13 protein-coding genes are annotated in these 12316 nt (G+C 37.3%); 7 read left to right on the top strand and 6 right to left on the bottom strand.

Going from position 1 to position 12316, the window contains the following annotated elements; genetic code table 11:
* Nucleotides 1–78: 78 nt before the first annotated feature.
* Nucleotides 79–1470: a UDP-N-acetylmuramate:L-alanyl-gamma-D-glutamyl-meso-diaminopimelate ligase gene (mpl, locus tag ACYH9I_RS07935; RefSeq protein ID WP_483560179.1), complete on the top strand. Its 1392-nt coding sequence runs from the start codon at nt 79–81 to the stop codon at nt 1468–1470.
* A 128-nt stretch (nt 1471–1598) separates the two neighbouring features.
* Here the strand turns inward: mpl and ACYH9I_RS07930 are convergent, their stop codons facing one another.
* From ACYH9I_RS07930 to ACYH9I_RS07915, 4 genes are all read right to left on the bottom strand, one after another.
* On the bottom strand, nt 1599–2966 hold the full coding sequence (locus ACYH9I_RS07930; protein ID WP_483560178.1) for an L-serine ammonia-lyase: 1368 nt from the start codon (nt 2964–2966) through the stop codon (nt 1599–1601).
* 298 nt (nt 2967–3264) lie between these two features.
* On the bottom strand, nt 3265–3732 hold the full coding sequence (locus ACYH9I_RS07925; RefSeq protein WP_483560176.1) for a hypothetical protein: 468 nt from the start codon (nt 3730–3732) through the stop codon (nt 3265–3267).
* Nucleotides 3692–3886, bottom strand: a complete 195-nt coding sequence (locus ACYH9I_RS07920; protein WP_160402763.1) for a hypothetical protein — start codon at nt 3884–3886, stop codon at nt 3692–3694. The genes ACYH9I_RS07925 and ACYH9I_RS07920 overlap by 41 nt, the downstream gene beginning before the upstream one ends.
* Nucleotides 3880–4029 (bottom strand): hypothetical protein, encoded by a 150-nt coding sequence (locus ACYH9I_RS07915; RefSeq protein ID WP_160402761.1) that lies wholly within the window; start codon nt 4027–4029, stop codon nt 3880–3882. The genes ACYH9I_RS07920 and ACYH9I_RS07915 overlap by 7 nt, the downstream gene beginning before the upstream one ends.
* Nucleotides 4030–4184: 155 nt before the next feature.
* Between ACYH9I_RS07915 and proS the strand changes: the two genes are divergently transcribed.
* Nucleotides 4185–5906: a proline--tRNA ligase gene (gene proS, locus ACYH9I_RS07910; protein ID WP_483560174.1), complete on the top strand. Its 1722-nt coding sequence runs from the start codon at nt 4185–4187 to the stop codon at nt 5904–5906.
* Between the two features lie 205 nt (nt 5907–6111).
* The gene (gene bepA, locus ACYH9I_RS07905; RefSeq protein WP_483560173.1) at nt 6112–7563 is read left to right on the top strand and encodes a beta-barrel assembly-enhancing protease; all 1452 of its coding nucleotides are present in this window, start codon (nt 6112–6114) and stop codon (nt 7561–7563) included.
* 66 nt (nt 7564–7629) lie between these two features.
* Here the strand turns inward: bepA and ACYH9I_RS07900 are convergent, their stop codons facing one another.
* A complete protein-coding gene (locus tag ACYH9I_RS07900) occupies nt 7630–8292 on the bottom strand; it encodes a histidine phosphatase family protein (protein WP_483560171.1) in 663 nt (220 codons plus the stop codon).
* Nucleotides 8293–8297: 5 nt separating this feature from the next.
* On the bottom strand, nt 8298–9299 hold the full coding sequence (gene rluC / locus ACYH9I_RS07895; protein ID WP_483560170.1) for a 23S rRNA pseudouridine(955/2504/2580) synthase RluC: 1002 nt from the start codon (nt 9297–9299) through the stop codon (nt 8298–8300).
* A 148-nt stretch (nt 9300–9447) separates the two neighbouring features.
* On the opposite strand from rluC, the gene dsbB reads away from it, so the two are divergent.
* The 4 genes from dsbB (at nt 9448) to rapZ (ending at nt 12307) form a co-directional block, all read left to right on the top strand.
* Nucleotides 9448–9981: a disulfide bond formation protein DsbB gene (dsbB, locus tag ACYH9I_RS07890; RefSeq protein ID WP_483560168.1), complete on the top strand. Its 534-nt coding sequence runs from the start codon at nt 9448–9450 to the stop codon at nt 9979–9981.
* A gap of 79 nt (nt 9982–10060) precedes the next feature.
* On the top strand, nt 10061–10717 hold the full coding sequence (gene rluA, locus ACYH9I_RS07885) for a bifunctional tRNA pseudouridine(32) synthase/23S rRNA pseudouridine(746) synthase RluA (protein ID WP_483560166.1): 657 nt from the start codon (nt 10061–10063) through the stop codon (nt 10715–10717).
* Nucleotides 10718–10773: 56 nt separating this feature from the next.
* Complete coding sequence (locus ACYH9I_RS07880) at nt 10774–11370, top strand: XTP/dITP diphosphatase (RefSeq protein WP_160402750.1); 597 nt, start codon at nt 10774–10776, stop codon at nt 11368–11370.
* An 88-nt stretch (nt 11371–11458) separates the two neighbouring features.
* Nucleotides 11459–12307, top strand: coding sequence for an RNase adapter RapZ (rapZ, locus tag ACYH9I_RS07875; protein ID WP_483560164.1), 849 nt, complete (start codon nt 11459–11461; stop codon nt 12305–12307).
* The last annotated feature ends 9 nt before the right edge of the window (nt 12308–12316 follow it).

Raw genomic sequence — 12316 nt, 5'->3', positions numbered from 1 at the left:
ACATCTAAATTGCTGACCAAATAGACAATGGTACCCAACATCATTAATATAAAATTTATACAACATTAAGGATAAAAAATGCATATTCATATTCTTGGAATTTGTGGCACATTTATGGCAGGGATTGCATTAATAGCTCGTTCTCTAGGTCACAAAGTAACAGGCTCAGATAAAAATGTTTACCCACCAATGAGCACACTTTTACAAAAAGAGCATATTGATATCATTGAAGGATATGAGCCATCACAACTAACATCTACACCAGATTTAGTCATCATCGGTAATGCCCTATCACGAGGTAATCCTTGCGTTGAATATATTTTGGATAATAATATTCCTTATATTTCAGCACCTCAGTGGTTACATGATAATGTATTACGCGATCGTTGGGTCATTGCTGTAGCTGGCACACATGGAAAAACCACAACCGCAGGGATGATCAATTGGATTTTAGAAAAACAAGGTTATAAGCAAGGTTTTGTGATTGGTGGTGTACCTGGCAATTTTGATGTTTCAGCAAGATTAGGCGAAGGTAATTTTTTTGTCATTGAAGCGGACGAATATGACTGTTCATTCTTTGACAAACGTTCAAAATTTATGCATTACTGTCCTAAAACACTGATCATGAACAATTTAGAATTTGATCATGCAGATATTTTTGATGATCTAAGTTCAATTCAAAAACAATTCCACCATCTAGTTCGTTTAGTACCAAGCAAAGGACTAATCATCTCACCACAAGAAGATGTAAATTTAAAACAAGTATTGGCTAAAGGCTATTGGAGCGAACAAGTATTTACTGAATCAGAAACAGGTTGGTTGGCACAACGCATCAGCAATGATGCAAGCCATTTCGCTGTTTTCTATAACAATAAAAAAGTAGGTGAAGTCAAATATTCATTAGTGGGCGAACATAATATGCATAATGCATTAATGGCAATCGCAGCTGCTCATAATGTGGGTATTGAACCTGCTGACGCCTGCTTAGCATTAGGTTCGTTTGTGAATGCAAAAAGACGCTTAGAACTCTACGGTGAAGTTAATAACATCGAAATCTATGACGACTTTGCACACCACCCAACAGCCATTTTAGCAACATTAGAAGCTTTACGTAGCAAAATCGGTGCTAACCGTCGCATTTTAGCAGTTCTTGAACCCCGTTCAAATACAATGAAATTAGGCATATCTAAAGATGAGCTAGCCCCATCGCTTGGACGTGCAGACGAAATTTTCATCTTCCAACCGGAACATCTCCCTTGGCTAGTTGCTGATGTAGTGGATGCTTGTATTCAACCAGCTTACTGGACTGGCGACATTGATTTACTAGTTGAAATGATCACCAAATCAGCTCGACCAACAGACGTAATTTTAATTATGAGTAATGGTGGCTTTAATGGTATTCACAACAAGATTTTAGAAAGTCTAGAAAAAAAACAAATAAAAGATCGAGAAGAGCAACCATTAATCTAGTCACGATATATTAATAACAACATAAGATATGCTCATCACAGGGCATATCATACAAAAGGATATATCATGACATAATAGCTATGTTATGTCGCAGAATAAAATTGAAAAATTTATCTCATGACGCCCAATTAATTACAGTGAACCGTAATTGCTAGCCCACCCCGTGATGTTTCTCGATATTTTGCATTCATATCTTTTCCTGTTTCATACATGGTTTTAATCACCTTATCTAACGATACTTTTGCCGCAGTAATTCGTCTTAAAGCCATTCTCGTTGCATTAATTGATTTTACCGCAGCAATGGCATTACGCTCAATACAAGGTACTTGCACTTGACCGGCAACCGGATCGCAAGTCAATCCTAAGTTATGTTCCATCGCGATTTCTGCAGCCATGCAAACTTGCTCAGGATTACCCCCTAAAAGCTCAGCAAGCCCTGCCGCAGCCATAGAACAAGCAACACCCACTTCTCCTTGACATCCAACTTCAGCACCAGAAATAGACGCATTGATTTGATAAAGTTGCCCTATCGCACCACAAGTTAGAAAAAATCGAATATAAATATCTGGTGTCACTTCGTTAATAAATTTATCATAATAAGCCAGCACAGCTGGGATAATACCACACGCCCCATTTGTTGGCGCCGTCACCACTCGACCACCAGCAGCATTTTCTTCACTAACAGCAAGCGCAAACATATTTACCCAATCAATAACCACCATGGGATCACTAATAATTTTATCTTTGGTCGTAGATAATTGACGATATAACGAAAACGCACGACGAGGGACTTTTAGTGGTCCAGGTAATAATCCTTCAGTATTCATTCCACGCTTGATACATTTCAAAATAGTTTTTCCAACTCGCGAAAAATAATGTTCAATTTCTTCATAAGTGTGTAATTGCAGCTCATTTTTCATCATAATACTGGAAATTGACAATGAATTATCTTCACAATGTTTTAGTAACTGTTCCGCTGAAGAAAATTGATAAGGAAGTTTTATTGAATCTTGCTCTTGTTGACCAAATTTTTCCTCTTCAACAATTTGACCACCACCAACAGAATAATACGTTTTTTGAAATAGTAATTTATCACCATTATAGGCACTCAACGTCATGCCGTTTTCATGTAATGGCAAAAATTTGGAATGAAACACCATACAACTATCCAAAGGAAAGTCGATTTCGTAACGATTATGATAAATCGGTAAACGGTGAGTTTGGCTTAATTTTTCGATAAAAACAGGAATATTATCAATATCAACAGTATCAGGTTTTTCACCAGCTAACCCCATAATGATAGCAATATCAGTTTGGTGCCCTTTACCTGTTAACGACAAAGAACCATAAACATCAGCAACAATTTTAGTAACCGATGACATCATATCATTGCTAATTAGTTGATCAACAAACGCCTTCCCAGCTCTCATTGGTCCAACTGTATGCGAACTTGAAGGACCAATACCAATTTTAAATATTTCAAATACTGAGCTCATTTTACTCCTTGAAATTATTATCTTTTATTTTTAAAGTAAATAAAAATCTATTCATAATAGGAAAATATTATGCGGTTCACCATAACATAATTAAGCTTAGAATGAATATTTAAATAATTTTGGCAAAAAACGAGTAAGAGAAATTTCAAATAAACGGTATTTTTTAGTAAAAAAGACATAAACAATATAGCGATTATACCTATTGAAATTTAACATTTTATAGTGAAAAAAATAATGTTAAAAATCCCAAAATTATAAAATAACTAATTTTAAAGGCTTAATTATTAAAGATTGTATTTCAATCAAGAATTGAATCATAATAACAAATTATTCCTGTTTCTAAATGCTCAATTTCTAACTCGCCACCTGTTAAAATTTCATCACCAGAAAAATAACTTGGCTTTCTTTTTAGGGTCACTTTTCCCAAAAGCTCATCATTGTAATAAAAATACCCTTCATCACTAATTTTATTATAAGGATCATCCGATTCCATCAATCCTGTACCACAAGGACAATCGATAGAATCAATCCTATGACCATCTTTAGTTTCGCACCCATCTCCTCGCCAGCCAAAATCCAAAATTTCATCATAACTTAAATCCATTAAATAATATTTGGTTATTTTCACAGGATAATAGAGTATAGCAAAGACTAATAGCACATAAATAATATGCGATATTTTTAATTTTTTGAGTTTCATTATTTTCTTATTACTTATTACTAAATTACTTGTATGAATAAAAGGCACAGGTAATGCCTGATTCAAAATCCTTAACGTACAGTTCCCCACCAGTAAATCGTTCTAAAGGAATATAATCAGGTTTTCTTTTCAAATAAACTTTTTTCATCAGATCACTACCAATAATATAGCCATTCCCATCTTTGATATAAATACCGTTACTGTTATACGGATTCAACATGTATTCTCATTCACCCACATAAGCTCCATCATTTCTTCATAACTAAAATCAGTTAAATAATAAATAATAAATTTAACTGATTGGTATAATACCAAAACCACAAAAAAGGCTGCCACCAAGCGTGATAAATTTAATTTATTCATATCGATTTTTCCTATTACTCATGCTGATAATTTACAATTAATCTTTATGATTCACAATAATTATCAATAAAATTGCTTTAGTGTTGCGTTGGGTACTGCTAAACTAGCTCACATTTTTATTATATTTATAAATAAATTATTTTCGGGATAAATTTATGCGAACCAGTAAATATCTTCTTTCAACGTTAAAAGAAACCCCCGCTGATGCAGAAGTCATTAGCCATCAATTAATGTTACGTGCAGGCATGATCCGTAAAGTGGCTGCGGGTTTATATACTTGGCTTCCCACTGGTTACCGAGTCCTTAAAAAAGTAGAAAATATTGTTCGTGAAGAGATGAACAAAGCAGGAGCAATAGAAGTATTAATGCCGGTCGTGCAGCCTGCTGATATTTGGCAAGAAAGTGGTCGTTGGGAACAATATGGCCCAGAACTATTACGGATTAAAGATCGTGGTGATCGTGATTTTGTATTAGGACCAACTCACGAAGAAGTCATTACTGACTTACTACGTAATGAAGTAAGTTCATACAAACAATTACCACTTAATGTCTATCAAATTCAAACTAAATTTCGTGATGAAGTACGCCCACGTTTTGGTGTGATGCGTTCGCGTGAATTTATTATGAAAGATGCATACTCTTTCCATACCACACAAGAATCATTGCAAGAAACTTATGATGATATGTACAAAGCCTATAGCGCTGTATTTACACGCGCAGGTTTAAACTTTAGAGCAGTGCGAGCTGACACAGGATCGATTGGTGGTAACTGGTCACATGAATTCCAAGTATTGGCCGACAGTGGTGAAGACGACATCGTGTTTTCAACAGAATCGGACTATGCCGCTAATATCGAAATGGCACAAGCACAAGCGCCAACACAAAAACGCTTAGCGCCGACTAAAGCAATGGAACTGGTTGATACACCAAACGCCAAAACGATTGAAGAATTAGTCGAACAATTCAATTTACCAATTGAAAAAACCGTGAAAACCCTAATGGTGAAAGCCACAAAAGAAAGCGGTCACCAACTTGTTGCGCTATTAGTCCGTGGAGACCACACCTTAAACGAAATCAAAGCCGAAAAAATTGATATCGTTGCCTCACCACTAGAATTTGCAACCGAAGAAGAAATCCGTACGATTGTGAATGCAGGGCCTGGCTCATTAGGACCAATTAACTTAAATATGCCAATCATCATCGACCGTGATGTTGCAGTCATGAGCGACTTTGGTGCGGGTGCAAATATTGACCACAAACACTACTTCAATATTAATTGGGAACGCGACGTTGCCCTGCCTCGTATTGAAGATATCCGCAACGTGGTTGAAGGCGACATCAGCCCTGATGGCAAAGGCACATTACAAATCAAACGAGGGATTGAAGTTGGTCACATATTCCAACTTGGAACCAAATACTCTCAAGCTATGAAAGCAACAGTTCAAGGCGAAGATGGGCAAAATCACGTTATGATCATGGGTTGCTACGGTATTGGGGTTAGCCGAATTGTGGCAGCAGCAATTGAACAATGCCACGATGAACGTGGTATTGTTTGGCCTGAAGCCATTGCACCATTTAGTGTCGTGATTATTCCAATGAATATGCACAAATCAGAAAAAGTCCAAGCCACGGCCGAAAAACTTTACGCTGATCTACAAGCTGCTGGCATTGAAGTTCTTTTTGACGACCGCAAAGAGCGCCCAGGAGTAATGTTTGCTGATGCTGAACTAATTGGTATTCCACACACAATTGTCATTGGTGAGCGTAACCTTGAAAACGGCGAGGTTGAATACAAACATCGCGCTGGTGGCGACAAACAAATGGTAAAAACAGATAACATTATCGACTTTATCAAACATCGAACTCAATTAGCTTAACGTTCAAATAACTTACTAAATAGCCTAAAAGCACAACTGCAATAAACCAATTACTGTTGTGCTTTTGCATTTTTTATCGTACTCCAAACCACCATCACCTAAGCAACCACTAAAAAGCTAAATTTGATTACAAATTCAAAGTGATATTGTATTTTTTTTCAGCTAAAATAAATCAAAATAAATCTTATCTCAATGGGTTGAAATAATGTTAAAAAAAGTCATGGCATTTACACTATCTGCCTCGTTATTATTACAAAGCACACCTATCGTTTATGCTGATAACATCAACCTACCAGACATGGGTACTGCCGCGGCCACAACCCTCAGTATTGGCCAAGAAATGGAAATGGGCGATTACTACATACGAATGTTACGTGCCAGTGCGCCAATTATTAACGACCCAGTTTTAAACCAATATATTAATGAGTTAGGCAAAAAATTAGTCACTAAATCAGAATCAGTAAAAACCCCTTTTCAATTTTACATTATGAAAAGCGATGTACTTAACGCCTTTGCTTTCTTTGGTGGGAATGTCGTCATTCATTCACAATTGATATTAGACACCGACAACGAAAGCCAATTAGCTTCAGTCATGGCGCACGAAATTGGACACGTCACCCAACGCCACTTAGCCCGAGCAATGGAAAACCAAAACCGTAACAGCCCTTATGTGTGGGGAGCAACATTAGGCTCCATCTTACTGACTTTAGCGAATCCCGAAGCTGGCATGGCGGCAATAACAAGTACTATGGCAGGTTCGGCGCAAAATATGATTAGCTTTACACAAAGTAACGAACAAGAAGCCGATCGAGTTGGTCTTAAAACGCTATCAAAAGCAGGATTTGATCCTTATGCTTCATCGGAGTTTTTACAAAAACTAGCCGATCAAAGCCGTTTTAGTAGCAAACCACCCGAAATATTACTCACTCACCCACTCCCCAACAGCCGAATAACCGATATTCGCAATCGCACATTACAATACAGCAAAAAAAACGTAACACCTTCATTAAACTATTATTTAGCAAAAGCACGATTAGCAATTTTAATCAATAACAAAAAAAATGCCGGTAAACTACTCATACAAGATTACAAAAAACTAAACAATGAACAAAGTAACATTGCCGCTATTTATGGCAACGCTTTAACTGACAACGTAAGCGGTAACAACCAAAAAGCTAAACAACAATTACAACCCTTACTAGACAATGATCCTAATAATATTTGGTATATCGACTTAATGACAGATATTGATTTAGCACTCAATAATAACAATGCAGCCATTACTCGCTTACAAGCGGCGTTAAAAAAAGCACCCGATAGCTCGGCATTGCAATTAAATCTAGCAAATGCATACATAAAAAACCAAAATTATCAACAAGCGGTGAGTTTATTACATCGTTACACTTTCGACCATAATGACGATACTAATGGTTGGGATTTGCTCGTTACAGCTTATGGTGGGTTACGTTCAAGAGCTCAAGAAATGAGTGCTCAAGCAGAAGTCAGTGCATTAAAGGGGAATTTTAAACAAGCGATTATAATTTTACAAAACGCGAAAAACCAAACCAAAGGCAATCAAATAATGATGTCCAAAATCGATGCCAGAATCAACCAATTACAACAACTACAAAAACGTTATGCGGCTTATATGCGATAATGGATTGTAACAATAACTTCTCGACTAATCATCGAAATAGTACTAGTCGAGAAGTTAACAAAAAGCTTATTTTTCAGACAAATGATCCACATTATTGTAGAATTTTACTGTAAATTTTCCAGCTGACTGATTATCATCTTGCTTATAATTAACTACACTAATGCTCGTATTGAGCATCCTCGGAAAATAATCCTCATCACGATGTAAACGCCAATCGCCACCATTTAAAACACAAAGCAATATACGCAATACCGTACCATGTGACACAACCAAAATGTTCCCCGAATCATGAGGCGCATTTTGCACAATAGTGTTTAGTCCTTGCTTCATACGCGCTAAAATATCGGGGTAACTTTCGCCTTGGTTAACAGACGAATCAAAATTAGCCGGATCAGTCAAATAGACATTAAATTCCGGCACATCTTGTTTTAAAGTGGGCACATACTTACCTTCCCAAAGGCCAAAATCCATTTCACGCAGATCCGCAAGCTCAGAAGTAGGAATAGCCATATTATTTTCATTCACAATATAATTACGTGTATCCATTGCACGTTTTTGAGGACTTGAATAAGCTTGCATAAAAGGTACATCTTTTAAATATTGCCCAGTTAATTTAGCACCTAAAATACCTTGTTCGGTTAATGGAGAATCTTTTGACCCTTGCATCTGATCTTTAACATTCCATTGCGTTTGACCATGTCTAATTAAATATAAATTTAAATCTTTCATTCGTACTAACTACCTTTTCTATTTAAAAATTCTGTTTGCTGATATTTATCTTTTCTAAGATAGTTTAAACAGCTCTGTAAAGCATCATCCATAGGTGCATTTAATTGCATCTCTTGTCCCGTTTTAGGATGAATAAATTTGACGCTAGCGGCATGTAAAAACAACCGATTAAGCTTAGTGCCAGCTAACAATACATCAAACTGCCTATCACCATAACGATCATCAAAAGCAATTGGATGATTAGCATATTGCGTATGGATGCGGATTTGATGGGTACGTCCAGTCACAGGGCTGGCTTTAATCAAAGTGGCAAAATCAAAACGCTCTTCAACTTTAAACCGTGTTTCCGATGGCTTACCCTCTTTATCGACTTTCACCACTCGCTCGCCGCTTTTCAATACGTTTTTAAGTAATGGAGCCTGAATCACCTTACATTCAGAAGACCAATTCCCCTTAACAAGCGCCAAATAATTTTTTTGCATTTGTTTAAGGCGCAACTGTTCATGTAACGCTTTTAATGTAGAGCGTTTTTTAGCGATCAACAACACACCCGATGTTTCGCGGTCAATACGATGCACCAACTCCAAAAACTTAGCCTCGGGTCTTAGCGCACGTAAGCCTTCAATTACACCAAAACTTAAACCACTACCGCCATGAACGGCAATACCCGATGGTTTATTAATCGCTAATAAGACATCATCTTCATAGATAATGGACTTTTCTAAATCAGCGACTTTATTAAGCTTGGTTGAAATTTCTGGCGTGGCTTTTTCAGCTACGCGAATAGGAGGGATACGAATTTCATCGCCAATATTTAATTTATATTCAGGTTTAATTCGCTTTTTATTAACACGAACTTCGCCCTTTCTTAAAATACGATAAATCATACTTTTTGGCACACCCTTTAAATAGGTGATTAAAAAGTTATCAATTCGTTGTGTCGCATTTTCCTCTGAAATGGTAACAAATGAGACTTGTAACTTGGTTTGTGGAGCATTTGAGTCCATAAAAAATGATTAATCCGCCATCAATAAATAAAGTCGTTTACATTATTCAAAAATAAATTACACTATCGACATTAAAGAATCACGATAGATAATATCCAATATAATTAAAGAAAAATGATTATAACGGAATATGGAGGAATAAAATAGTATGTTGTCACTGCTTAATCAATACTCACAAAGCAGGTTCGCTTGGTTCTTATTGTTCTTTTCCACGCTTAGTTTTGAAATAACCGCACTTTATTTTCAACATGGTCTAGGGCTGGCACCTTGTACACTTTGTATTTACCAACGTTGTGCCATATTTGGCATCATGCTAGCTAGCATCATAGGACTAATTGCACCTAAAAACATATTTGCACGGTTAGTGGCCATTTTAATTTGGCTTTTTAGCGCCTATAAAGGATTTGCTTTAGCAACATTTCATGCCCATCTACAATTTGAACCAAACTTAAGTGACACTTGCTCACTCAGTCCTCAGTTTCCAGCTTGGTTACCATTAGACTCATGGTTACCTAGTTTATTTAATGCTTACGGATCTTGCGCTGATAAAATATGGACATTTTTAACTATCGAAATGTCACAATGGATGATCATCATCTTTGCTTGCTACCTTATTGTCGGCTTAGCCATATTAGTATCACAGCTATTTTCAGCACCTAAAAGCTCAATGTGGAGCAAGTAACACTATTTATAGAGCTAGCACTTTTTGTTGATTTTGTTAGAATGTGTGACAATTTTATTTTACAAATTGTCACACACAAATGCTTTTGGAATATCACCCACCTATTAAACCTTGGCTGTCTATTTTATATCAAGATGATCACATTGTCGTTGTCAACAAGCAACCTGGTATCTTATCGGTTTCAGGGAATAAACCTCAATTTATTGATAGTATTATTCACCGTTTGCAACAAAAATATAGCTATGTCGAATCCGTACACCGACTAGACATGGCAACCAGTGGCATCATGGTTGCCGCCTTATCGAAACTTGCCGATCGTGAAATAAAAAAACAGTTTCGGGAACGCATTCCCAAAAAAACCTATATCGCCGTTGTTCATGGGCACCTTGAGCAGGACACTGGCCGTGTTGAATTACCCCTAATTTGCGACTGGCCCAACCGCCCAAGGCAAATGGTCGATTTAGAAAATGGCAAACATGCACTGACTGAATATCAAGTTATTGCTCGCAATCCCGACAATACAACACGAGTAGAATTATTTCCTTTTACCGGACGCTCTCACCAATTGCGTGTTCATATGCAAGCCATTGGCCACCCAATTTTAGGCGATAAATTTTATGCGCATCCCGAAGCATTTGCTATGTCTAAAAGACTGCTATTACACGCTCAATTACTCACGATTAATCACCCAAAAACAGGCGAAAGTATGACGTTTAGCTCTGAGCCCGATTTTTGAAATACAAAACCGGTTTATACCAATGGCTAAAACTCATTAAAATAAAGGAAATTAAAATGCAAAAAATTGTATTAGCAACAAACAACCAAGGTAAAGTGAATGAATTGCAAAAATTACTCGCCGATGCCGGTTTTGATATTATTGCACAAAGCCAATTTAACGTACCTGATGCCGATGAAACAGGTTTAACATTTATTGAAAATGCCATATTAAAAGCAAGGCATACTGCCAAATTAACAGGACTGCCTGCCATTGCTGATGACTCAGGCCTAGCGGTCGATGCGCTGGGTGGACAACCGGGGATCTATTCAGCGCGTTATGCGGGTGAACATGGCAACGACAAAAGCAATAATCAAAAACTTCTTACAGCATTACAAAACGTCCCCAAAGAAGCCCGCACAGCCTACTTCTATTGCGCGCTTGTCTTTATGAGACACGAAGCCGATCCAACCCCCATCGTCTGTTTAGGCAAATGGAATGGCTTTATCTTAAATGAAGAACAAGGTGAAGGCGGTTTTGGCTACGATCCACTTTTTTACATCCCAGAATTAGGCTGCACTGCAGCACAGCTCACCAAAGAACAAAAAAGCCAAATATCACATCGAGGCCAAGCACTTAAGCAACTTATTGCAAAAATTAAAACTGATTATTAATGATTAACAATATTATTTATATTCAAAATTGTATATCAAGAAACAAACAGTATATAATTAATGCATCAATGGGCGTGGAGTTAATATTGTGATTCTACTGATAGTAAGTGGTCGCTCCGGTTCGGGCAAATCAATAGCCCTACGAGCGCTGGAAGATATGGGATTTTATTGTGTTGATAATATTCCCGTTGCGTTATTACCGCAATTAGCCAATTCATTAAAAGGCAACAACACACCGGTGGCAATTAGCATTGACATACGGAACTTACCTGAAAATTTTGACGTCAATAGCGACATTTTCCAACGCTTACCACAATCAGTAACCCCAGAAATCATCTTTTTCGACTGCAGTCGCAACACTCTAATTCGACGCTATAGCGAAACAAGGCGCATCCACCCATTAACCAATCAACAATACTCCCTTGAAGAAGCCATCGACCTTGAAGAAGCTTACCTAGAGCCATTAAAATCGCACGCAAGCCTCATCATCAACACCGACAACCTTTCAGTCCATGAACTATCCGATATTTTAAGATCACGTATTTTAGGTAAAAAAGAGCGCGAATTAACCATCATATTTGAATCATTCGGCTTTAAACATGGCTTACCGGTTGATGCTGACTTTGTCTTCGATGTCAGATTTTTACCCAACCCACATTGGGATATTAGTTTGCGCCCACTAACCGGGCTCGATGCACCTGTCAAAGAGTACTTACTAAAACATGACGAAGTATCCCACTTCATCTACCAAACAGCCAATTACTTAAATCAATGGCTACCATTGTTAGAAAAAAACAACCGCAGCTACTTAACCATCGCCATTGGTTGTACAGGTGGGCAACATCGTTCGGTCTTTATTGTTGAACAATTAGCATCGTTTTTTAAAGCACAAAACAAACAAGTACAAATACGTCACCGAACGTTAGAAAAGCGCTAAAAAAAACAG

Source organism: Gilliamella sp. X-23 (assembly GCF_057063545.1).
Note: the sequence above shows the minus strand (reverse complement) of the source record. Positions and strands in the feature narration are given on the sequence as shown.

What these genes read in the sequence shown, in the direction of transcription:
- rluA (WP_483560166.1), top strand. Translation starts at nt 10,061, where the DNA reads ATGCTTTTGGAATATCACCCACCTATTAAACCTTGGCTGTCTATTTTA.
- ACYH9I_RS07915 (WP_160402761.1), bottom strand. Translation starts at nt 4,029, where the DNA reads ATGAATAAATTAAATTTATCACGCTTGGTGGCAGCCTTTTTTGTGGTT.
- rluC (WP_483560170.1), bottom strand. Translation starts at nt 9,299, where the DNA reads ATGGACTCAAATGCTCCACAAACCAAGTTACAAGTCTCATTTGTTACC.
- ACYH9I_RS07930 (WP_483560178.1), bottom strand. Translation starts at nt 2,966, where the DNA reads ATGAGCTCAGTATTTGAAATATTTAAAATTGGTATTGGTCCTTCAAGT.
- ACYH9I_RS07900 (WP_483560171.1), bottom strand. Translation starts at nt 8,292, where the DNA reads ATGAAAGATTTAAATTTATATTTAATTAGACATGGTCAAACGCAATGG.
- bepA (WP_483560173.1), top strand. Translation starts at nt 6,112, where the DNA reads ATGTTAAAAAAAGTCATGGCATTTACACTATCTGCCTCGTTATTATTA.
- dsbB (WP_483560168.1), top strand. Translation starts at nt 9,448, where the DNA reads ATGTTGTCACTGCTTAATCAATACTCACAAAGCAGGTTCGCTTGGTTC.
- ACYH9I_RS07880 (WP_160402750.1), top strand. Translation starts at nt 10,774, where the DNA reads ATGCAAAAAATTGTATTAGCAACAAACAACCAAGGTAAAGTGAATGAA.
- proS (WP_483560174.1), top strand. Translation starts at nt 4,185, where the DNA reads ATGCGAACCAGTAAATATCTTCTTTCAACGTTAAAAGAAACCCCCGCT.
- mpl (WP_483560179.1), top strand. Translation starts at nt 79, where the DNA reads ATGCATATTCATATTCTTGGAATTTGTGGCACATTTATGGCAGGGATT.
- ACYH9I_RS07920 (WP_160402763.1), bottom strand. Translation starts at nt 3,886, where the DNA reads ATGTTGAATCCGTATAACAGTAACGGTATTTATATCAAAGATGGGAAT.